Here is a 19965-nt window from a genome sequence, read left to right on the forward strand (position 1 = left end):
GCTTGACCGCGATGGCTATCACGCGGTGCATCTGAAACGCCGCGCTGATTGAATCGCGTGCAAGCACACTCCTACAGGTTTTCGCCGCCACTCAGGCGAACGCCCTCACAGAATTAGCGTCATCGAGGTTTTTGAAATGAATGTTTTGATCATCGGCAGCGGTGGCCGTGAACACGCCCTGGCCTGGAAAGTCGCGCAGGACGCTCGTGTCGAGAAGGTCTTCGTCGCGCCGGGCAACGCTGGCACCGCCATTGAAGCCAAGTGCGAGAACGTCGCCATCGACGTCCTTGCGCTGGAACAACTGGCTGACTTCGCCGAAAAGAACGTCGCGCTGACCATCGTCGGTCCGGAAGTCCCGTTGGTCGCCGGTGTCGTGGACCTGTTCCGCGCCCGTGGATTGAAATGCTTCGGCCCGACCCAGGGCGCAGCGCAGCTGGAAGGTTCGAAGGCGTTCACCAAGGATTTCCTGGCGCGTCACAAGATCCCGACCGCCGACTACCAGAACTTCACCGAGATCGAGCCTGCCCTGGCTTATCTGCGTGAAAAAGGCGCGCCGATCGTGATCAAGGCCGATGGCCTTGCTGCGGGTAAAGGCGTCATCGTCGCCATGACGCTCCAGGAAGCCGAAGAAGCCGTGCGCGACATGCTCGCCGGCAACGCCTTTGGTGATGCCGGCTCACGCGTCGTGATCGAGGAATTCCTCGATGGCGAAGAAGCCAGCTTCATCGTCATGGTGGATGGCAAGAACGTGTTGCCAATGGCCACCAGCCAGGACCATAAACGTGTCGGCGATGGCGACAGCGGCCCGAATACCGGCGGCATGGGCGCCTACTCCCCTGCTCCGGTCGTGACCGCCGATGTGCATCAGCGCGTGATGGACCAGGTCATCTGGCCGACCGTCAGAGGCATGGCCGACGAAGGCAACGTTTACACCGGCTTCCTCTATGCTGGGTTGATGATCGACAAGGCAGGCAATCCGAAAGTCATCGAATTTAACTGCCGCTTTGGCGATCCTGAAACCCAGCCGGTCATGCTGCGCCTGCAGTCGAGCCTGGTCGAGCTGGTCGAAGCAGCATTGGCGCAGACGCTGGATACCATCGAAGCCCAGTGGGATCCACGCCCAAGCCTAGGAATCGTACTGGCCGCAGGCGGCTACCCTGGCGATTACGCGAAGGGTGAGCAGATCAATGGTCTGGATGCGGCAGCCCAGCTGTCGGGCAAAGTGTTTCACGCCGGTACCGCTCTGAAAGACGGTCAGGTCGTGACTTCGGGTGGTCGGGTTCTGTGCGCGACTGCGCTGGGCGACAGCGTAGGCGACGCTCAGAAACACGCGTACGAACTGGCTGCAAAGATTGACTGGCAAGGTTGTTTCTACCGCAAGGACATTGGCTACCGTGCCATTGCCCGGGAACGCGGCGAACATCTGGAGTAAGTCTCGGTTCGGGCAGTCATCCTCTATTATCGGAGATGACTGCTCGCGCCTGCGGTGGCCTCCAGAGTTAACTGGCTTCATTCACGAAGGGATTTCGCCGTGCGCTGGCTCAGGATTGCCACACGTTTGACAGTCACCCTGCTGACCCTGCTCTGGATATCATCGGCATCGGCCGAGGTCAGCGCAGGATGGTCAGCGCTTGTCGACGATCAGGCGAACCTGCAACTCAGCGACATCCGCTCCTCCCATTACGATTCCCAATTCAGCCCGGTGGAGCTCGACAAGGTTCGCGCTACCGAGCGTGACGCCGCACTCTGGCTGCGTTACCGCCTGGCTCCCTCGAATCACGAAAAACTGGTGCGCATCTTCGCGCCTGACCTCGCCACCGTGGACATGTATGTACTCGAAGGCGACAGCCTGGTCGGCCATTCACGTTCCGGCAACAAGGTGCCGCGCGAGGCGCAACCGTTATCTTCCGTGGACTTCCTGCTCCCGGTCCCGCTCAGCGACAAACCGCTGGATGTGTATCTGCGGCTGAAATCCGAGCAGGAGCTGCGTCCCAATATTTCGCTGGAATCAGCCGTCTCCAGCGCGGCGGACGAACGACGCCCGCTGCTGCTGGGGCTTTTCTTTGGCTCCCTGGCGATGCTGATCGTGCAGAACATCACGCGCTTCGCCCAGTCGCGATCGGTCAGCAGCCTTTGGCTGGCGGCCTGCGAAACATTTTTGGGGCTCAGCGCGCTGCTGTTGCTCAACCTGCAGGCGCCCTGGTTGCCTCACTGGCATCTGGCACAGACGCCCAGCGCACACCTCGCGTTGCTGCTCGCCGCTGCCACCGGCCTGATGTTCGCCTATTGTTTCTTCGTTCAGCGTGGCGTCGAAGCACTTAATCGCCTGTTGATGAGCGTGCTGTTGATCGTCGGCTTCGGCGCACTGCTGGTGCTGTTCGTCGACACCCTGCCCCTGAATATTCTGACCTTCCTGCTGGTAGCGCTGACGACCGTGACGATTACGCTGGTTTCGGTCTTCCACCTGCAAAAGGGCTATTCACCTGCGCGTCCATTTGTCATCGCAATGATCGTGTTCACCTTGGGCAATCTGGTGATACTGCCCGCGATGCTGTGGCTGACGAGCATCGCGGCGCAGACGTTGATCATTGCTGTGCTGGCCGTCTTCTGTCTCTGCGGCCTGCTGATGAGCATTGCCCTGAGTGAGCGCCATCGCAGCATCACCGAAAACAATTTCAGCATCAGCCGCGAACTGGCGGCCAGCACTGCCGAGATCAACGCCAAAGCGGAGTTCCTGGCCAAGATCAGTCACGAGATCCGCACGCCCATGAACGGCGTGCTCGGGATGACCGAATTGCTTCTGGGCACGCCGCTCTCCGTCAAACAGCGCGATTACGTGCAGACGATCCATAGCGCCGGTAACGAACTGCTGACGCTCATCAACGAGATCCTCGACATCACCAAGCTTGAATCGGGGCAGATCGAACTGGATGACGTTCAGTTCGATCTCAATGCCATGATCGAAGATTGCCTGAGTATCTTCCGCGCCAAGGCCGAGCAGCAGAGTGTCGAGCTGATCAGTTTCATCCAGCCTCAGGTCCCGAGGGTGATCAGCGGTGACCCCACGCGCCTGCGACAGACCTTGCTCAGCTTGCTGGAGAACGCGTTAAAGAAGACTGACGAGGGCGAGATTCTGTTGGTCGTCGCCCTCGATTCACGCGGCGGAAAACCGCGCCTTCGCATCGCCGTACAGGACAGCGGCACACCACTGACGCCCAAGGAACGCGACGCGCTGCTGCACGCCGAACTGCACAGCAAGAACTTCCTGGCCGCCAGTAAAGTCGGCGGCCATCTCGGGCTGGTGATTGCCCGGCAGTTGATCCTGCTGATGAACGGCGAATTCGGTATTCAGAGCGGCACCAATCAGGGCAGTACGCTGTGGTTGAGCCTGCCGCTGGACGCTGAACGTCTGGAGCAGCCGGCAGCGGACCTGGACAGCCCGCTCAAGGGCGCGCGGGTGCTGGTGGTCGACGATAACGACACGTGCCGTAAAGTGCTGGTGCAACAATGCAGTGCCTGGGGCCTGAATGTCAGCGCCGTGCCGTCGGGCAAGGAAGCGCTGGCGCTGCTCAGAACCAAGGCCCACCTGCGGGATTATTTCGACATCGTGCTGCTCGATCAGAACATGCCCGGCATGACCGGCATGCAACTGGCCGCGAAGATCAAGGAAGACCCGAGTCTCAACCACGACATCCTGCTGATCATGCTGACGGGCATCAGCAACGCGCCAAGCAAGGTTATCGCCCGCAATGCCGGGGTGAAGCGCATTCTCGCCAAACCGGTGGCAGGCTATACCCTGAAGACCACGCTGGCCGATGAGTTGAACCAGCGCAACAAAGGCAACGCGACCTACCCGCCTGCTGCGGCCGTGAACAACGAAGTCGACGTGCCTTCGGATTTCAGGATTCTGGTGGCCGAGGACAACAGCATCTCCACCAAAGTCATCCGCGGCATGCTCGGCAAGCTTAACCTGCAGCCCGACACTGCCAGCAATGGCGAAGAAGCCCTCAGCGCCATGAAAGCCCAGCGCTATGACCTGGTGCTGATGGACTGCGAAATGCCCGTTCTCGATGGCTTCTCGGCGACTCAGCAGTTGCGCGCATGGGAGATAGGCAACCAGCGAGCGCGTACACCCGTGGTCGCGCTGACGGCGCATATCCTCGCCGAACACAAGGACCGCGCGCGCCAGTCAGGAATGGACGGGCATATGTCCAAACCGGTCGAACTGTCTCAGTTGCGCGAGTTGGTGGAATACTGGGTCGAGCAACGCGCCCTGAATCAGACGGCCGGACAGGCACTCGACGAAGACCGTTATCAGCAAAACTGACGCTCAACTGTCGGTAGCGCCTGATAGACTTGCCCCCGTCCCAGTCTGCCGCGATGAGCCAAAACCATGCTTCACGTGCTGTTCAGCGTTTACCTGAAGATGCTGGTGCTCTACAGCCCATTCTTCGTCCTCTCCTGTTTCATCACCCTGAGCCGCGGATACTCACGTAAGGAGCGTCGTCAGCTGGCGTGGAAAATCGCTCTCGCTACCTTGGTCTCCAGCGTGTTGCTGTACCTCTTCGGGCGCGTGATCTTCAGCGTCTTCGGCATTACCGCCGACGCCTTCCGAATCGGCGCCGGCAGTGTGCTGTTCATTTCCGCACTGGGCATGGCACAAGGCAAATCAGGGGTCCAGACCGACAACGTTCAGCAGGACGTGGCGATCGTTCCGCTTACCATTCCTATCACGGTAGGGCCCGGGACCATCGGGGCGTTGCTGGTCATGGGCGTGAGCCAGCCTCACTGGGATGACAAGCTCACGGCCATCATCAGTATCGCGCTGGCCAGCCTGACCGTCGGCGTCGTGCTGTACCTGTCCAACAGCATCGAGCGCATCCTCGGCGACCAGGGACTGCAAATCGTCAGCCGACTGATGGGGCTGTTCGTCTGCGCCCTGGCTGCACAGATCATCTTCACGGCATCAGGGGCTATCTGCTGCCGTAGGTTCACACCAGAGCGCGGGAAAGCACGTGCTCGAGCCGATTGCCGAGGTAGCGCGCCAACTCGTCGCGCCGCCCTTGGTTAATGTCTCGATTGAGCACATACCGGCCCCCTTTGACGTGCAAAATCACCCGCTTGCCACCGACGTGCACCGCATCGGTATTGAAACTCAAATAAACGCCGCACATCAGCACCACGACTTCTCCGGCAGCGGTTTTTTCGCAGGGCGCCAGCTGCAAAAATCGCCCTTTCCCTGCCACGGCCGAGTGATCGAAAAAAGCGCTTACGGTGCGATTCAACCGGGCGGCGGAAAAACACCTGCGGACCATCTGAGCAAGTTGTCCCGACCCGTAAGAGCCCACGATCTGAAACAGCTCGTCGGCCCAGTCGTCTGGATGACCGAGGACTCTGGATTCCGGGGTAATGAAGCTGGTGCGCTGCAGGCCGTAAGCAGCGAGCCGCTGGGTGTAGATGTGCATCCAGACCGTCCAGGATTCGTCCCTGTCGTACATATTGCTGGCCGCCATGTCTGCCACTGCGATCACGTTCAGAATCGAGCTTTTCTCCTCGGCCGAGATGTCGGGGGAAAAGGTCAGGAGATTACCGTAAGCAACCGCGGCTTCCACGCGCTGTGACGCCATTGCACACCTTCCTGGTGATCGGCAAAGAAGGCGCATGGGCCAGCCGGTGGCAGGCACCATGCGCTCGCAAAACTCAGTCGCCCAGCGGCAGGCTCAGGATGTGATTGAACATGTAGTCATCCAGGCGATCGGCCAGTCTCTGCTTGCCTCTTTGAAAACGCCCTTCGTTGAGCACCAGCTTGTCACCCGCCGACGCCACATCCACGTCGCTCGACTGCCACTCCCAGAACAGAACGTTCGAGACACTGTGGGAAGTGATGAAGTAGATATTAGTGCTGACCAGTACCACGTCGCCCTCTGGTGACTCCATGCAGACAGCGATGTTGAATTTTCCATCCTGATGAGTACGGGACTCTTTCTGGAACAGACGAAGCGGCTCGCCGCCCTGACGCAGGGCTTTGATCGCATCTGACGCCAGATTCAGCAACACCGTAGTGGATATGCCTGGCACAGCAGCCGCCGCGAGCGCGTTGGCGAGGATTTCCAGGCCGACCTGGTCCATGGTGAATTTGCGCGAGCTTGCGGAATGCGCGCGCATGGAGTCCGCGAAACCCGCCCAACCCAGGCCCTTCATGATCTCGGTCTTGTCCTTGTACCAGACCTTGCGGCGTTCGGAGAGGTTGGCAATCTTACGGGTTCGATGAGCCGCGGCCAGGTCCGAATAAAGCAGTGAGTTAGTGACGTAGTCCTTATGCTCCGCAGACAGGTTTCCACTGAAAATGATGAGATGTTCTGGCGCGACGAGCGCGCTTTGCGCAGCGCTGCTCACTGCGGAATCAAGGTCAGGGCTCAGGTGCCCGACTGGCGGAATTGCATCGATTGAATCCAGGACTGATGGGTGAACGGAAGTGTTGAGGTTCAAAGGCTGGCGGTCGTACAAAGTGTGAATCATAGGAAAGTCCTTTTAGCAGATTGCCCTTCATGGGAGGGCTCAAGCTAACAAGCACCGCCCGTTCACTCCACCCTCCACATGTGACCAATTTTTAGCAGACTCCTGCCGCTATTCCTGCCTACTGACGCGGTTCATGCTTCCTGCCGTAGACAGGGTAACGGCTGACAAGGTACCCGCCGTTCCCCTTCCCGAAGTTGAAGACCCCGATGCCTGACGCGAGTCACGTGCTCACTTGGCAGGCTTATCGCCATACCACCGTGGCGTATAGACCCATTGCGAGCCGTCGGCGCGGGGGAACACGCTCGTGGTCGATGAACCCACCAGCACCATCGTGCGCATATCGACCTGCTCGGGCGTCAGCTCTCCCAAGGTGATGATGCGCAACGTCTGCCCCGGGCGGCCGATGTCGCGGCCCAGCGTGATCGGGGTCTGCGGGCTACGGTGCTGACGCACGATTTCTAGCGCCCGCCCCAGTTGCCAGGGACGCGAACGGGAGATCGGATTGTAGAACGCCAGTGCGAGATCGGCCTGACAGGCGAGGTCCAGGCGCTTTTCGATGATGTCCCAAGGCTTGAGGTTGTCGGACAGGGACATCACGCAGAAGTCGTGCCCCAGCGGCGCGCCGGCCTGAGCCGCGGTCGCCAGCGAGGCCGATACGCCCGGCAGGATTGCCAGATCGACCGCGTGCCACTCGCTGTTATCGGATTCGTGCAGCGCTTCAAGCACGGCCGCCGCCATCGCAAAGACACCGGGGTCGCCGGATGAAACGACAACCACAGAACGGCCTTGCGCGGCCAACTCGAAGGCATGCCGGGCGCGCTGCATCTCCTCTCGATTGTCCGTGCAATGAAGCACCTGATCGGCGCGAAACGGACCAGCCATGCGCACGTACGTTTCGTAGCCCAGCACGTCATTCGCACGCGCCAGTTCGGCCTTCACGGCAGGGATCATGAACTCAGCAGCGCCCGGGCCGAGGCCGATGACAGCCAGGCGGCCACGGCTACGGCCTATCCGTTTAACATCCAGCGGCTGTGCCGCGACTGCGATCGCGAGCCCTTTCATCGGAGTCAATGGGGGCAGCAGCTGCGGCAAGACCTGCTGCGCTATCTCGGTGGCCGACGTCTGCTCCACGAAGCGCAGCGGTACGCCCAGTGCGTGAGCGGCGGCGTGCAGCGCAGCATTCGCCATCTCGCCGCTGTTCGCCACCAGACAGGCGAGCGACTGCAAGGCGATGCGCGAATCGTGCAGCGCAGTCTTCACCGCCTCGGCCGGATCGGGCAGCGATCCCTCGACGGCGACCAGAACGTTGCGCGGATAAATCAGCAGCTCATGCGCTGAGGGGTCGCGCTCGCGGTAATCGACATGAATCGCAAGCTGGGCATGTTCGTCTTCAGGCAATTGAGCCTGCGCCAGCCAGGGCGCCGCACCCTCGATGCGGACGCTTTCGCCGGACAGCAGATCGCTGACGAATCGCTTGCCCAGTTCCAGATCGCCCAGCGCGTAGCCTGGAGGCGGGTTCAGCAGGCAAGTGCCGAACCGCAGCTCGCCACTGGTGGTAATCGCAGCTGAGGTGTTCAGCGCAGCGGCGATTTCCCGCGCCATGACGTTGACTCCGCCCAGCCCGCCCAACAGCGGTACCACAGCGGTGCCATCTTCAGCGACCGCCAGAACCGGCGGCTCGGCGCCCTTCTCCAGCAAGACCGGCGCAAGCGTGCGGATGACGATGCCTGCCGCGCACAACGCGATGATAGGCGTGTCCTGCTGATACAGCTGCCGCAGCGTTGCGCCGAACCCCGAATAGGTGAGGTCCACGCCGTCGACACGCTCGGCCATGCCGTGGATCAGCGCGTCCGGGTACAGCTGTTGAATTCGCCGCGCCGTGGCCAACGCACCTTTGCCCAACACGACGATTGCCGGCGCCTTGCCGTCAGAGGCGCCCATCAACCTTGCCACCTTTCGCCCGGGACGATGATCAGCGAGAAATAAGGCGACGACATCGGATCGACTTCCGCCAGCGGCACGACCTTCTGGTTCGCCATGGTCGCGCGCTCGACATACAGCGCCCGCTCGGCCAGCCCGGTCTCGACCAGCACCTGGCGCACTTTCGGCAGATTGCGGCCCAGCTTCATGATCACCGCCGCGTCGGCGTCCACCAGCTTGCGCTTCAGCTCTTCGGCCGACAGCACGCCAGAGAGCACGGACAAGCTCTGATTTCGGTACACCAACGGCGCGCCCAATACCGAAGCGCCGCCAAGCATCGAGCACACACCGGGAACGACCTCGGCTTCGTATCGCTCGGCGAGCCGGTCGTGCAGGTACATGTAGGAACCGTAGAAGAACGGATCGCCCTCGCAAATGACCGCTACATCGCGACCTGCATCCAGGTGCGCGGCAACGTCCAGGCTGGCGGTGTCGTAGAAATCACTGATGATCTGTTCGTAGGACATCGGTGCAGGCAACGTTTCGGTGGTCACCGGATACACCAGCGGCATGAGCGTCTGAGCGGCCTGCAGATGGGCCTCGATGATCCCGAAGGCGTTGCCCTTCTTGCCCTTGGCGACGAAGTACGCCACCACCGGCGACTCGCGCAGCAGACGCAGCGCCTTGACGGTGATCAGCTCCGGATCACCCGGCCCGACACCCAGTCCGATCAAACGACCGCGAGCCTGCATCATTCGATCTCCGTCGCGAGGGCGTTGACGGCGGCCGCCGCCATGGCGCTGCCTCCGCGGCGCCCCTGCATGATCACAAAAGGCACGCCGCGACTGTCGGCCGCAAGCATGTCCTTGGACTCCGCCGCGCCGACGAAGCCCACCGGAAAGCCCAGGATGAGGGCAGGCTTCGGCGCACCGGCGTCGATCATCTCCAGCAGATAGAACAGCGCGGTCGGCGCGTTGCCGATCACCACTACGGCGCCCTCCAGATGCGGACGCCACAGCTCCAGCGCTGCGGCCGAGCGGGTGTTGCCCAGCTCACGTGCAAGGTCGGGAACGCTGTCGTTCTTCAGGGTGCAGATCACCTGATTATTGGCCGGCAGCCGCGCGCGGGTGACGCCTTCGGCAACCATGTGCGCATCGCACAGAATCGGAGCACCGCCGGCCAACGCCTTACGCCCCGCCGCACCCGCGCCTGGCGAGAAGCGCAGACCTTCGGCCGCATCGACCATGCCGCAGGCGTGAATCACGCGTACGGCGAGTTTTTCCAGGTCGGCCGGGATGTGCTCAAGCCGGGCTTCGGCGCGAATGATCGCGAAGGAGTTGCGATAAATCTCCTGACCGTCGCGAATGTAATCAATCATCGGTGCTGCTCCGTGAGTCGGCGATCAACAACGCGCCAACTGCTTCAATAGTGAGGTCACGCTCACGCAGCTGGCCAAATCCCGGCCGTTCTGCGTGACGAAAATAGAGGTCGTAGCGGCCGTCGGAAACGGCCAGCAAGGTCACCGGCGCGACGTGTGCAGCGGCGCATGAGCGCGTGCATCCGGACAGGTGAATCGCCTGACTGACGCCGTTGCTTTGCAACAAGGCTGCCAGCTTCAGGGCGTCGGCCTTGGTGTCCGCCAGCCCCTTTGCGCATGCCGCCGAGCCTGTGCACGCGATGAGTTTCGACAGCGGCTCATCGGCGCCGCACAGCAGGCCCGCGGCCCGCAGGCAGTCGAGTGCCGACCCTGACTGGTGCGCCGGGACATTACGCAGCATGACGCTCTGCCACGGCGTCATGGCCAGCGTGCCGTCGCTCAGTTCGACAGACAGCTTCGCTGTGCTGCGCAACATGGACGGCGTCAAACGCCCCAAAGGCACGACGCCGCCCACGGAGGTGAGGCCTGACTGCAACTGAGGTTGAACGCCGATGTGGGCGTTGGTCTGGGCGGGACGCCGTTGCCAGCCGGTGATAAGCGGGTCGGTATCAAGCGGGTGTGGCAATCGCGCGGCGAGCAGTTCGATGAAACGCGACGCGCCGATGTCCTTGAGCAGATCTCGCATCCGGACCTGGTCGGGACGCGCCTGATCGAGGAACAATTCGAGCACGGCGATGACCATTTCGTGCGCCGTATCGAGCGTCACGGCCGCCAGCGGCGAATGGCTCGCCGGACAACCGGCAAGGCCGAAACCAATGAGCGTCTGGCCGCCGATGACCAGAGCAGACATCCACAGATCGTGCGAATGTTCGAGCATCGCCAAACCTTCACCGCCATCCAGCGACAACGCAAACTTGGGCGAGAGTTCGTGCAGGCGCGGGTGATTTTCCAATGACTGTAAAATGCGAGCGCCCAGTGGCCGGACGTCAAGCACCTGCTGCGGATCGACGCCAGCCATTGGGCTGAGCATCAGATTGCGCACGTCATCGCTGGCAGGATTGCTGGGCCCAAGACCGGCGTCCAGGAGCATCGCAATCAAACTGTCAGCGTCCATTCCGATGCCGCGAATCTGCAAGTTGGCACGGTTGGTGGCCTCGATTACCCCGCCTGCAAACCGCTCGGCGGCGTCAGCGACAGCCTGCGCCTGCTCAGCCGAAATCATCCCGCCGGGCAGTTTGATCCGACAGATTCCCCCATCCAGCGCCGGCACGATACGCAACAACCCCGGACAGGCCGAGGGGCGTAGGGGTGCGGCAAGCGGGCGAGCGGACAACGGCTCGGTCAAGGGTTCACCTGATGGGATCGGACTGGGCAATCGTGAAACGGATAGTTACAGGGGCCGTATTATGCCTGCTTTGGATGCAGGCATGAAAAGACGGTCTGTCGGATGGGGCGTAATCGTGGTGATGAACGCACAGGGTTCGGACATGGCCTCAGGGTTCTGCTGCTCCAAGAGCGACGAACGATAGGGATGCGCCGTGTGTGACGTCAGCAAACACCGCTCGCCAACCGGCCCGATTACGAAAGTTTCGGAAATGACCTACCTCGGCGCACATAAAGCCTTACGAATCGGGCCGGTCGGCGCGTTATCATGCCGACCTTATTGACAGGTCCTGTAAAAGGCCCTTCGCATGCAACGGGTTTGAGGGCAATACATGGCGCCGTGGCTGACAGTCGTGGGAATCGGAGAAGACGGCTACAAAGGGTTGGGCAGGAATGCCCGGCACGCGCTGCTGCAGGCGCGTCAGGTGTTTGGCAGCTCGCGCCAGCTCGACCTCTTGCCGCTCTGCATCCAGGCTGAACGTCGCCTGTGGCCCAGTCCTTTTTCCGTGCAGCCTGTGCTGGAACAGCGTGGCGAGCCGCTGTGCGTGCTGGCCAGCGGCGACCCGATGTTGTACGGGGTGGGCGTCACCCTGTCACGTCAGGTACCCACGGATGAGATGCGCGTGATCCCCGCGCCTTCTTCTTACTCACTGGCCGCCGCCCGCCTGGGCTGGGCGTTGCAGGACGTCGTGACGCTGTCAGTCGTCGCCCGCCCGCTGGCAGCGCTGAGTGCTCAGCTGCATGACGGCGTACGCTTGCTGGTGCTGAGCGATGATGGCCAAAGCCCTGCGGCCATTGCCGCGTTGCTGAGCGAACGTGGCTTCGGGCCGAGTCGGATGACCGTACTGGAGCATCTGGGCGGCGACGCCGAGCGACGCGTTGACGCAATCGCCAGCGAGTGGGGACCCCCTGAAATCGCGGCATTGAATCTGGTCGCGATCGACTGCCGCGCGCAACCGGACACCCTGCGCCTTTCGCGAGTGGGCGGCTTGCCGGATGAGGCTTTTCGCCACGACGGCCAGCTCACCAAGCGCGACGTCCGCGCCATCACGCTTGCCCGCCTGGCACCTGTGCCAGGCGAACTGTTATGGGATGTCGGCGCGGGTTGCGGCTCGATCGGCATCGAATGGATGCGAGCACATCCGGGTTGCCGCGCGGTCGCCATCGAGTCCGACGAGGGCCGTCAGCAGCTGATCGAGTACAACCGCGATGCGCTGGGCGTTCCCGGCCTGCAGCTGGTGCGTGGTCGAGCGCCGGACGCACTGCGGGGCCTAGAGCCGCCGGACGCTGTGTTCATCGGCGGCGGCGTCACCCGCGAGGGCGTGCTGGAAGCCTGCTGGCAGCAACTGCGCTCCGGTGGTCGGCTGATCGCCAATGCCGTCACGCTGCAAAGCGAAGCAATGCTCGTCAACTGGCGCGAACGCCACGGCGGCGAGCTGACCCGCATCCACGTGGCGCACGCCAGGCCGTTGGGCGAGTTCGACACTTGGCGTCAGGCGCTGCCTATCACCCTGCTCGAAGCGATCAAGCCCTGATGCGCGAAGAGACCGGCGAGCAACCTGCGCCGCTGCGCAGCGGCCTGACCACGGGAAGCTGCGCCACCGCGACGTCGCTGGCTGCCGCGCGACTGCTGCTGACGGGGCAAGCGCACGACGGCATCGAGATCACACTGCCCAAGGGCAGGCAGGTTCAGATGCGCCTGGAGTTCTGTCGCCTGCTTGCCGATGGCGCCGAAGCCGGAACGATCAAGGATGCCGGTGATGATCCCGATGTCACCCATGGCGCCCTGCTGTCTTCAAGGGTTCGTCTGATACCTGAACCCGGCGTGCGGTTTGTCGCGGGTCCGGGCGTAGGAACTGTCACCCGGCCGGGATTGGTGCTGGGCGTTGGGGAACCGGCGATCAACCCCGTGCCACGCCGAATGATGATTGAACACCTGACGCGCCTGGCGGACGAATTCGGTTACCACGCAGGATTCGAGGTCACGATCAGCGTCGAAAACGGCAGCGAGCTCGCGCTCAAGACCATGAATCCTCGACTGGGAATCCTCGGCGGCCTGTCGATTCTGGGCACCAGCGGGATCGTTCGGCCGTTTTCCTGCGCGGCCTACATCGCCTCGATCCATCAGGGCATTGATGTCGCCAAGACCAATGGATATGCGCACATTGCCGCCTGTACCGGCAACGCCAGCGAAGACACCATGCGCCGCGTGTATGCGCTGCCTGACATCGCGCTGATCGAGATGGGCGACTTCGTCGGCGCGGTGCTCAAACACCTGCGCAAAGTGCCCGTGGACAAACTCAGCCTGTGCGGAGGCTTCGGCAAAATCAGCAAACTGGCTGCCGGGCATATGGACCTGCACAGCCGGCACTCCAGCATCAATCTTGAGCAACTGGCGCAGTGGGCTGCCGATGTCGGGGCTGATCAGGCGCTGCAATTGAATATCCGTGAAGCCAATACCAGCCAACAGGCGCTGGCGATGGCGAGCGCGGCGGGGATCGCGCTGGGCGATGCGGTTTGCCAGCACGCCCTGGCCTTTGCCCGTAGCGTCGTGCCGGCGCAGGTTCAGGTCGAAGTGTTCGCCATCGATCGCCAGGGCGGCATCGTCGGCCGCGCCGGAGCTTTGCAGTGAGCGCCGGGGCAGAGAAACGCGTGTTACTGCTGGGCGGCGTGACCGAAGCACTCGCCATCGCCCGAACCCTGGGCCCGCGGCACATCTACAGCCTGGCGGGCGTCGGGCGAGTGCCGAACGATCTGCAGTGTCAGGTGCGCGTGGGCGGATATGGAGGCGCAGAAGGCCTGACGCAATTCATCCGCGCCGAGGGGATCGATCTGATAGTCGATGCCACTCATCCTTACGCCGCGCAGATCAGCCGCAACGCCGTGGCCGCTGCCCGGATCGCCGGCATCGCGTGCTGGGCGCTACGCCGCCCCGCCTGGCAGGCGGGCCCTGGCGATGACTGGCGAGAGGTCGGCGACTGGGCAGAATTAATGACCGCCCTCGCCCCTTTCGAGCGCCCGCTGTTCACCCTCGGCCGCGAACCGTTGCAGCACATCCACGAGATTCCGGAGCATCAATTCTGGACGATGCGGGCGCTCGAAGCCTGCGCTGGCAACGCACGATGCGAAGTGATCGGGGCGCGCGGGCCGTTTCTTCTGGCCGATGAGCGAGATCTGTTTGCGCGTCGCGACATCGACGTGCTCATCAGCAAAAACAGCGGAAGCATCGCCACCGAACCCAAGCTTGAAGTCGCACGGGAACGCGGGCTGCCCGTGCTGATACTCAAGCGACCGGACTTGCCTGAGGCGGACAGCATGTTTGGGGATGTAGGGGCGTTGCGGGAGGCGCTGGACAGCTTTTTGGCAAGACAATAAATATGTACCGCACCGGACTGATCGATTGAGGAGACACTCACTTCCCAAAAAGCAGATGGCCGGAAAGGTAACTTAAGCGTTACCATCACTTCGATGATTGATGTTCGAGAATACTTAACCAACGATCAGAAAAGCCCGTTTAACGCCTGGTTTTCTACTCTCCCAGCCGCGGCTGCGGTGAAAGTCAGTACAGCACTGGCGCGAATGGAGTCCGGCAACACCTCAAACATCAAATGGCTCGATGGATTAGGGGAATACCGGATCAACTGGGGGCCTGGATATCGAATTTACCTGATCCGGGAAGGCGAGCGATTGATCATCCTGTTCGGAGGCGGGACGAAGTCAGGGCAAAGCGCGGACATCAAGCGCGCCCGAACAATGATTGCGGACTTCAAGGCCCATAAAAAGCAAAGACATGAGCGAGGCGCCTGATGGCTCTGACCCGCAGCTACAGAACCACCACAATCGAGCGAAGTCAGCGCGACCCCGAGTTTGCCCAAGGGCTGCTCGATGAGGCCGCGACCCTTTTTCTCAATGGCGAGCCGGAAGTAGCCCGGATCTTGCTCCGTGATCTGGTCAACGCAACCTTGGGATTCGAGGCACTGGCGAAGGAAACCGAGAGGCCCAGCAAAAGTCTGCACCGGATGCTCTCTGCTCACGGCAACCCCAGCATGGATAATCTGGCAGCGATATTCGGAGCGATGCGTTCCTGGCTCAACGTCGAGATTCGCGTGACCGCTGTACCAGCCCAATGAGCAATGTGCGACACAACGCCGCACCCCAGTTTTTTACTTATCAAGACCGTTCAGGCTAAATGGCCGGCATGAAAGAACAACAAAAGAACGTCATACGCCTTAAACGTCGCCGAGCTATCGCCTGGATTGCGTGTTTCGCGCTGCTGTTCGGGATGCTGGCGATGCCGATGACGCCGACCATGCCGCGTTCGCAGGGCGAACAATGGGCATGGGGCAGTTTTTGTACCGGCAGCGGCGGCTCCCGTGTGCTCGCCACGCAAATCAGTACCGGCGATCAGCACATCCCTGCCCCTCAGCCCCACACGATCATGCAGCACTGCGCCTGCTGCTCAGGCTCTCTGACGATGGTCGCGGTCCCGACGGGCATGGGTTTCGGATTGTTTTCACTCGTTGAACCCGTACGCTTTCCGACGGCGGTGGTGGTTCTTCATGCCCCGCCGCGTCTGCAGTGGCCCACGCTCAATCCTCGCGCTTCTCCAAGAGTCTGACCGTTCGCTCGCGCTATAACCTGCGTACTGAATGAAAGGGAGACTGCGTTGTGTTGAAGATATTCACGCTGTTGGCGGCATTGCTGTTGCCGACCTGCTATGCCGAAGCTCATGATTTTACGAAGGGCCCGCTGACGATCGCCTCGCCCTGGTCGATTGAGTTGCCGCCGAATGCGCCCACCGTGGCCGCATACTTCGTGATCAGTAACACCGGTGCGGCCGATCGCCTGACCGGCGTGGACAGCCCGATCGCAGGGTCCGCTCAGTTGCACGAGCACGTGAGCAAGGACGGCCTGATGAAAATGCAGCACGTCGAGACCGTCGAAATCCCGCCCGCAGGTCAGGTTACGTTCGCGCCGATGGCCTACCACGTCATGCTGCTGGATCTCAAAGACCGCTCCAGACTGGTTGACGGTCAGCGCTTCCCGTTGACCCTGCATTTCGAAAAGAGCGGCGATGTGACCGTCGACGTTCAGGTGCAGAAGCAGGCCCCGGATAGCACTGCTGCGACCCACGCCCATTAACGCTTCACCACGCTGGCTCTGAAAACGCTTGAGCATCACACCCGCAGCACGCAACCGAACAGCCAAGGCTCCTCGCAAAATGCAGGGCGCGTGGCTGAGCCTGTTTGCGATGCTCATGATCTTCATCGGGCCGCTGATTTCCCAGTCGATGCCGATGGAGCATCACACCGGGATGCCCGCCACGATGGACATGTCGATGCCTTCAGGCATGGACATGCCCGGCGCGATGGAGATGGGCGCAAGCGAACACAGCGCACACCAACAGAGCAACGACGCCGCCGATATCGATCATGTCATCTGGGCCAAGTGCGGATACTGCACGCTGCTGTTCAGTTGCCCGGCGCTGACCCAGACGCTGGCCGTCGTCGCACCGGTTCCACCCAGACCCGCCGATTTCTACAACGCCGTTCCGCAACGGGGCCATGCCCAGCGCAATGTCTTCGCTAACGCACGCAGCCGCGCCCCTCCGCTTTCGTCAGTCGCCTGATTCGAACCATTCGCATCGCTGACCCTTCAGGGCTCGGCGTATTGCGCCGTGTTTATCCCTGACGGGAGCGCTTCACCATGTCCAGAACAAATGTGTCGTTCTACAACCTCGCGTGGCGATGGCATTTTTATGCCGGTCTGTTCGTCGCACCTTTCATGATCCTGCTGGCGTTGACCGGGATCATTTACCTGTTCAAGCCGCAGCTGGATCCGTTGATGTACGGCGAGCTGCTGACCGTCAAACCCGGTCACCACATGCTGACAGCCGATGATCAGCAGAAGCGGGTCCTTGAAGCCTATCCCGATGCGCCGATCAGCAAGTACCTGCCGCCCGTGAATGCCCAGAGCAGTGCCCAGTTCGTGATCAAGCGCGAGGGGCGTGACGTTAACCTGTTCATCGACCCTTACACCGGCAAGATCCTCGGCACCCAGGATGCCAAGGACAATTTGCAAGCCATCGCTCGAGAGCTGCACGGCGAATTGATGATCGGCACTGCAGGTGATCGGCTGGTGGAGCTCGCGGCGGGCTGGGGGATCGTGCTGGTGGTTTCCGGTCTGTACCTGTGGTGGCCGCGCGGACGCTCGTCGGCCGGCGTGCTGTGGCCCCGCGTCTCGGCCCGGGGCCGTGTGCTGTGGAGAGACCTGCACGCAGTAACCGGGTTCTGGGGCTCGGTGGCGCTGCTGTTCATGCTCCTCAGCGGCATGACCTGGACCGGCATGTGGGGAAAAATGTACGCCGATGTGTGGAACACCTTCCCGGCCGCCATGTGGAACGAGGTGCCTAAATCTGACAAGCAGGCAGGGGATCTGAACAACGCCAGCGTCCAGACCGTGCCTTGGGCGATGGAAAACACCCCGATGCCGGTTTCTGCCGGGGGCGACCATGCCGAACACATGCATCAACACGGTACGTCCAGCGCCCCCGCCGCGCCGACGATCACCTTGCAGCGTATCGTCGACATCGCGCGCGAGCGCGCCATTGAGCCTGGCTACAGCATTACAGCGCCGAAAACGGCGGATGGCGTCTTCACCGTTTCCGTCTTCGCCGACGACCCGCGCAACGACGCCACGCTGCATGTGGACCAATACAGCGGCAAGGTATTGGCGGACGTGCGATATACCGATTACAGCGCGGTGTCTAAAGCGACCGAACTGGGCGTCATGCTGCATGAGGGCAAGATGTTCGGCTGGGTGAATCAGGCGATCATTCTGTTCATCTGCCTGATGGTGCTGCTCAGCTCGGTGAGTGGCATCGTCATCTGGTGGAAGCGTCGCCCACAAAACGGGTTCGGTGTTCCGCCGCTGCGCCATGACCTTCCCCGCTGGAAAATCGCGACGATCGTGATGGTGATCCTCGGCGTGGCCTTTCCGCTCGTCGGGATTTCCATGATGGCAATATGGTTGCTCGATCGGATAGCCATTTCGCGCTTTGCCAAATCGGCAACAACAGCTTAGATTGCGTCCTGCGGGGCCTGGAACCTTTTGGGTGGTTTAGTGATGAATTCCTCCTCATTTCCGGTTTCAGGCCCCGCCCTTCTCTTTGCCCGCTCACTCATGCGGCGCGCCTCACGCTCCTGATGCGGTAAAAACCTGTCGACCCGGACAACATCTGCGCACCAGTTCAGCGCACCTTGCGCACCATCCCGCCAGCCAGACCCCAGATTGGTGCGACGGGCGCCGTCTTCGCGACGCTTTCATTCGATTTTGCGACGTTTACACGCTTGGCCCAGCGTTTGCTAAAGCCTAAGCAGACTCAACATCTGCACCGCCAACAGCCGTCACTATTAAAAAATCAAAGAATGGAGCTAGCCAATGAAGCGTCGTAGTTTGCTTAAAGCGTTCACCTTGTCCGCATCGATCGCCGCGATGGGTTTGACCTGGACGGCTCAGGCCGCTGACACCATCAAGGTCGGCATTCTGCATTCTTTGTCCGGCACCATGGCCATCTCCGAAACGTCCCTCAAGGACATGGCGCTGATGACGATCGATGAAATCAACGCCAAAGGTGGCGTCAACGGCAAGAAACTCGAAGCAGTGGTCGTCGACCCCGCGTCCAACTGGCCGCTGTTCGCCGAGAAGGCCCGTCAGTTGATCACTCAGGACAAAGTGTCTGTGGTGTTTGGCTGCTGGACCTCGGTATCGCGTAAATCGGTACTGCCAGTGTTTGAAGAGCTCAATGGCCTGCTGTTCTACCCGGTGCAATACGAAGGTGAAGAGATGTCGCCTAACGTGTTCTACACCGGCGCAGCGCCTAACCAGCAGGCAATTCCTGCGGTCGAGTACCTGATGAGCGAAGACGGCGGCGCAGCCAAGCGCTTCTTCCTGCTGGGCACCGACTACGTCTATCCGCGCACCACCAACAAGATTCTGCGCTCCTTCCTGCACTCCAAAGGCGTGAAGGACAGCGACATCGAAGAGGTTTACACCCCGTTCGGCCACAGCGATTACCAGACCATCGTGGCGAACATCAAGAAGTTCTCCGCAGGCGGCAAAACCGCTGTGATCTCCACCGTCAACGGCGACTCCAACGTACCGTTCTACAAAGAGCTGGGTAACCAGGGTCTGAAAGCGACGGATGTTCCGGTCGTTGCGTTCTCGGTGGGTGAAGAAGAGTTGCGCGGCGTCGACACCAAGCCTTTGGTGGGCAACCTGGCTGCCTGGAACTACTTCGAATCGGTCAAGAATCCGGTCAACACCAAGTTCGTCGCAGACTGGAAGGCCTACGCCAAAGCTCACAACCTGCCGAACGCCGACAAGGCGGTGACCAACGACCCGATGGAAGCCACTTATGTCGGCATCCATATGTGGGCCCAAGCGGTTGAGAAAGCCAAGTCCACTGACGTCGACAAAGTCCGCGAAGCCATGGCCGGCCAGACCTTCGCAGCGCCGTCGGGCTTCACGTTGACCATGGACAAGACCAATCACCACCTGCACAAGCCGGTGATGATTGGCGAGATCAAATCCGACGGCCAGTTCAACGTCGTCTGGAAGACCAAAGAGCCAATCCGTGCCCAGCCTTGGAGCCCGTTCATTCCAGGCAACGACAAGAAGCCTGACTACGCGGTGAAGAGTAACTGACACATTGTCGGGCCCCGCGCCCGACACCTCCTGTAGGAGCGCGGCTTGTCCCGCGATCT

18 protein-coding genes and 1 pseudogene are annotated in these 19965 nt (G+C 61.4%); 13 read left to right on the forward strand and 6 right to left on the reverse strand.

Annotated features, from left to right (window positions below; all coding sequences use genetic code 11):
• The first annotated feature begins 136 nt into the window (after positions 1 to 136).
• The 3 genes and pseudogenes from purD to BMZ10_RS17280 all read left to right on the forward strand — a co-directional run.
• On the forward strand, positions 137 to 1432 hold the full coding sequence (gene purD, locus BMZ10_RS17270; protein WP_093464850.1) for a phosphoribosylamine--glycine ligase: 1296 nt from the start codon (positions 137 to 139) through the stop codon (positions 1430 to 1432).
• A gap of 99 nt (positions 1433 to 1531) precedes the next feature.
• Complete coding sequence (locus tag BMZ10_RS17275) at positions 1532 to 4327, forward strand: hybrid sensor histidine kinase/response regulator (RefSeq protein ID WP_093464853.1); 2796 nt, start codon at positions 1532 to 1534, stop codon at positions 4325 to 4327.
• Positions 4328 to 4393: 66 nt separating this feature from the next.
• Positions 4394 to 4963 (forward strand): annotated as a pseudogene (locus BMZ10_RS17280) (MarC family protein); the annotation flags it as partial.
• Between the two features lie 28 nt (positions 4964 to 4991).
• Here the strand turns inward: BMZ10_RS17280 and BMZ10_RS17285 are convergent.
• From BMZ10_RS17285 to cobG, 6 genes are all read right to left on the reverse strand, one after another.
• Entirely contained in the window at positions 4992 to 5663 is a 672-nt protein-coding gene (locus BMZ10_RS17285; RefSeq protein WP_177182150.1) for a hypothetical protein, read from the reverse strand.
• A 37-nt stretch (positions 5664 to 5700) separates the two neighbouring features.
• A complete protein-coding gene (locus tag BMZ10_RS17290) occupies positions 5701 to 6519 on the reverse strand; it encodes a hypothetical protein (RefSeq protein WP_093464858.1) in 819 nt (272 codons plus the stop codon).
• Between the two features lie 228 nt (positions 6520 to 6747).
• Positions 6748 to 8460, reverse strand: a complete 1713-nt coding sequence (gene cobJ, locus BMZ10_RS17295) for a precorrin-3B C(17)-methyltransferase (RefSeq protein ID WP_093464861.1) — start codon at positions 8458 to 8460, stop codon at positions 6748 to 6750.
• Positions 8460 to 9191 (reverse strand): precorrin-2 C(20)-methyltransferase, encoded by a 732-nt coding sequence (locus BMZ10_RS17300; RefSeq protein WP_093465603.1) that lies wholly within the window; start codon positions 9189 to 9191, stop codon positions 8460 to 8462. The genes cobJ and BMZ10_RS17300 overlap by 1 nt, the downstream gene beginning before the upstream one ends.
• Positions 9191 to 9817 (reverse strand): precorrin-8X methylmutase, encoded by a 627-nt coding sequence (locus BMZ10_RS17305; RefSeq protein ID WP_093464865.1) that lies wholly within the window; start codon positions 9815 to 9817, stop codon positions 9191 to 9193. Before BMZ10_RS17305 ends, BMZ10_RS17300 begins: the two co-directional genes overlap by 1 nt.
• On the reverse strand, positions 9810 to 11162 hold the full coding sequence (gene cobG, locus BMZ10_RS17310; protein ID WP_093464868.1) for a precorrin-3B synthase: 1353 nt from the start codon (positions 11160 to 11162) through the stop codon (positions 9810 to 9812). The genes BMZ10_RS17305 and cobG overlap by 8 nt, the downstream gene beginning before the upstream one ends.
• 370 nt (positions 11163 to 11532) lie before the next feature.
• Here cobG and cbiE point away from each other — a divergent pair, with 370 nt between their 5' ends.
• The 10 genes from cbiE (at position 11533) to urtA (ending at position 19906) form a co-directional block, all read left to right on the forward strand.
• Entirely contained in the window at positions 11533 to 12735 is a 1203-nt protein-coding gene (gene cbiE / locus BMZ10_RS17315) for a precorrin-6y C5,15-methyltransferase (decarboxylating) subunit CbiE (protein ID WP_093464871.1), read from the forward strand.
• Positions 12735 to 13832, forward strand: coding sequence for a cobalt-precorrin-5B (C(1))-methyltransferase (locus tag BMZ10_RS17320; RefSeq protein WP_093464874.1), 1098 nt, complete (start codon positions 12735 to 12737; stop codon positions 13830 to 13832). The genes cbiE and BMZ10_RS17320 overlap by 1 nt, the downstream gene beginning before the upstream one ends.
• Positions 13829 to 14575 carry a cobalt-precorrin-6A reductase gene (locus tag BMZ10_RS17325; protein WP_093464877.1) on the forward strand — a complete coding sequence of 249 codons (747 nt, stop codon included), beginning with the start codon at positions 13829 to 13831 and terminating at the stop codon, positions 14573 to 14575. Before BMZ10_RS17320 ends, BMZ10_RS17325 begins: the two co-directional genes overlap by 4 nt.
• Positions 14576 to 14668: 93 nt before the next feature.
• On the forward strand, positions 14669 to 15007 hold the full coding sequence (locus tag BMZ10_RS17330) for a type II toxin-antitoxin system RelE/ParE family toxin (RefSeq protein ID WP_093464880.1): 339 nt from the start codon (positions 14669 to 14671) through the stop codon (positions 15005 to 15007).
• Positions 15007 to 15330: a helix-turn-helix domain-containing transcriptional regulator gene (locus BMZ10_RS17335; protein ID WP_093464882.1), complete on the forward strand. Its 324-nt coding sequence runs from the start codon at positions 15007 to 15009 to the stop codon at positions 15328 to 15330. Before BMZ10_RS17330 ends, BMZ10_RS17335 begins: the two co-directional genes overlap by 1 nt.
• Positions 15331 to 15398: 68 nt before the next feature.
• On the forward strand, positions 15399 to 15818 hold the full coding sequence (locus BMZ10_RS17340) for a DUF2946 domain-containing protein (protein ID WP_093465605.1): 420 nt from the start codon (positions 15399 to 15401) through the stop codon (positions 15816 to 15818).
• A gap of 50 nt (positions 15819 to 15868) precedes the next feature.
• Positions 15869 to 16342: a copper chaperone PCu(A)C gene (locus BMZ10_RS17345; protein ID WP_093464885.1), complete on the forward strand. Its 474-nt coding sequence runs from the start codon at positions 15869 to 15871 to the stop codon at positions 16340 to 16342.
• Between the two features lie 79 nt (positions 16343 to 16421).
• Positions 16422 to 16829: a DUF2946 domain-containing protein gene (locus tag BMZ10_RS17350; RefSeq protein WP_093464888.1), complete on the forward strand. Its 408-nt coding sequence runs from the start codon at positions 16422 to 16424 to the stop codon at positions 16827 to 16829.
• A 77-nt stretch (positions 16830 to 16906) separates the two neighbouring features.
• Complete coding sequence (locus BMZ10_RS17355) at positions 16907 to 18283, forward strand: PepSY-associated TM helix domain-containing protein (RefSeq protein WP_093464891.1); 1377 nt, start codon at positions 16907 to 16909, stop codon at positions 18281 to 18283.
• Positions 18284 to 18640: 357 nt separating this feature from the next.
• Positions 18641 to 19906: an urea ABC transporter substrate-binding protein gene (urtA, locus tag BMZ10_RS17360; RefSeq protein WP_093464894.1), complete on the forward strand. Its 1266-nt coding sequence runs from the start codon at positions 18641 to 18643 to the stop codon at positions 19904 to 19906.
• Positions 19907 to 19965: the final 59 nt, after the last annotated feature.

The sequence above is a fragment of the Pseudomonas sp. NFR16 genome, assembly GCF_900108875.1.
Classification (GTDB): Bacteria; Pseudomonadota; Gammaproteobacteria; order Pseudomonadales; family Pseudomonadaceae; genus Aquipseudomonas.

What these genes read in the sequence shown, in the direction of transcription:
- purD (WP_093464850.1), top strand. Translation starts at nt 137, where the DNA reads ATGAATGTTTTGATCATCGGCAGCGGTGGCCGTGAACACGCCCTGGCC.
- BMZ10_RS17285 (WP_177182150.1), bottom strand. Translation starts at nt 5,663, where the DNA reads ATGCGCCTTCTTTGCCGATCACCAGGAAGGTGTGCAATGGCGTCACAG.
- BMZ10_RS17290 (WP_093464858.1), bottom strand. Translation starts at nt 6,519, where the DNA reads ATGATTCACACTTTGTACGACCGCCAGCCTTTGAACCTCAACACTTCC.
- cobJ (WP_093464861.1), bottom strand. Translation starts at nt 8,460, where the DNA reads ATGGGCGCCTCTGACGGCAAGGCGCCGGCAATCGTCGTGTTGGGCAAA.
- BMZ10_RS17300 (WP_093465603.1), bottom strand. Translation starts at nt 9,191, where the DNA reads ATGCAGGCTCGCGGTCGTTTGATCGGACTGGGTGTCGGGCCGGGTGAT.
- BMZ10_RS17305 (WP_093464865.1), bottom strand. Translation starts at nt 9,817, where the DNA reads ATGATTGATTACATTCGCGACGGTCAGGAGATTTATCGCAACTCCTTC.
- cbiE (WP_093464871.1), top strand. Translation starts at nt 11,533, where the DNA reads ATGGCGCCGTGGCTGACAGTCGTGGGAATCGGAGAAGACGGCTACAAA.
- BMZ10_RS17320 (WP_093464874.1), top strand. Translation starts at nt 12,735, where the DNA reads ATGCGCGAAGAGACCGGCGAGCAACCTGCGCCGCTGCGCAGCGGCCTG.
- BMZ10_RS17330 (WP_093464880.1), top strand. Translation starts at nt 14,669, where the DNA reads ATGATTGATGTTCGAGAATACTTAACCAACGATCAGAAAAGCCCGTTT.
- BMZ10_RS17335 (WP_093464882.1), top strand. Translation starts at nt 15,007, where the DNA reads ATGGCTCTGACCCGCAGCTACAGAACCACCACAATCGAGCGAAGTCAG.
- BMZ10_RS17340 (WP_093465605.1), top strand. Translation starts at nt 15,399, where the DNA reads ATGAAAGAACAACAAAAGAACGTCATACGCCTTAAACGTCGCCGAGCT.
- BMZ10_RS17350 (WP_093464888.1), top strand. Translation starts at nt 16,422, where the DNA reads ATGCAGGGCGCGTGGCTGAGCCTGTTTGCGATGCTCATGATCTTCATC.
- BMZ10_RS17355 (WP_093464891.1), top strand. Translation starts at nt 16,907, where the DNA reads ATGTCCAGAACAAATGTGTCGTTCTACAACCTCGCGTGGCGATGGCAT.
- urtA (WP_093464894.1), top strand. Translation starts at nt 18,641, where the DNA reads ATGAAGCGTCGTAGTTTGCTTAAAGCGTTCACCTTGTCCGCATCGATC.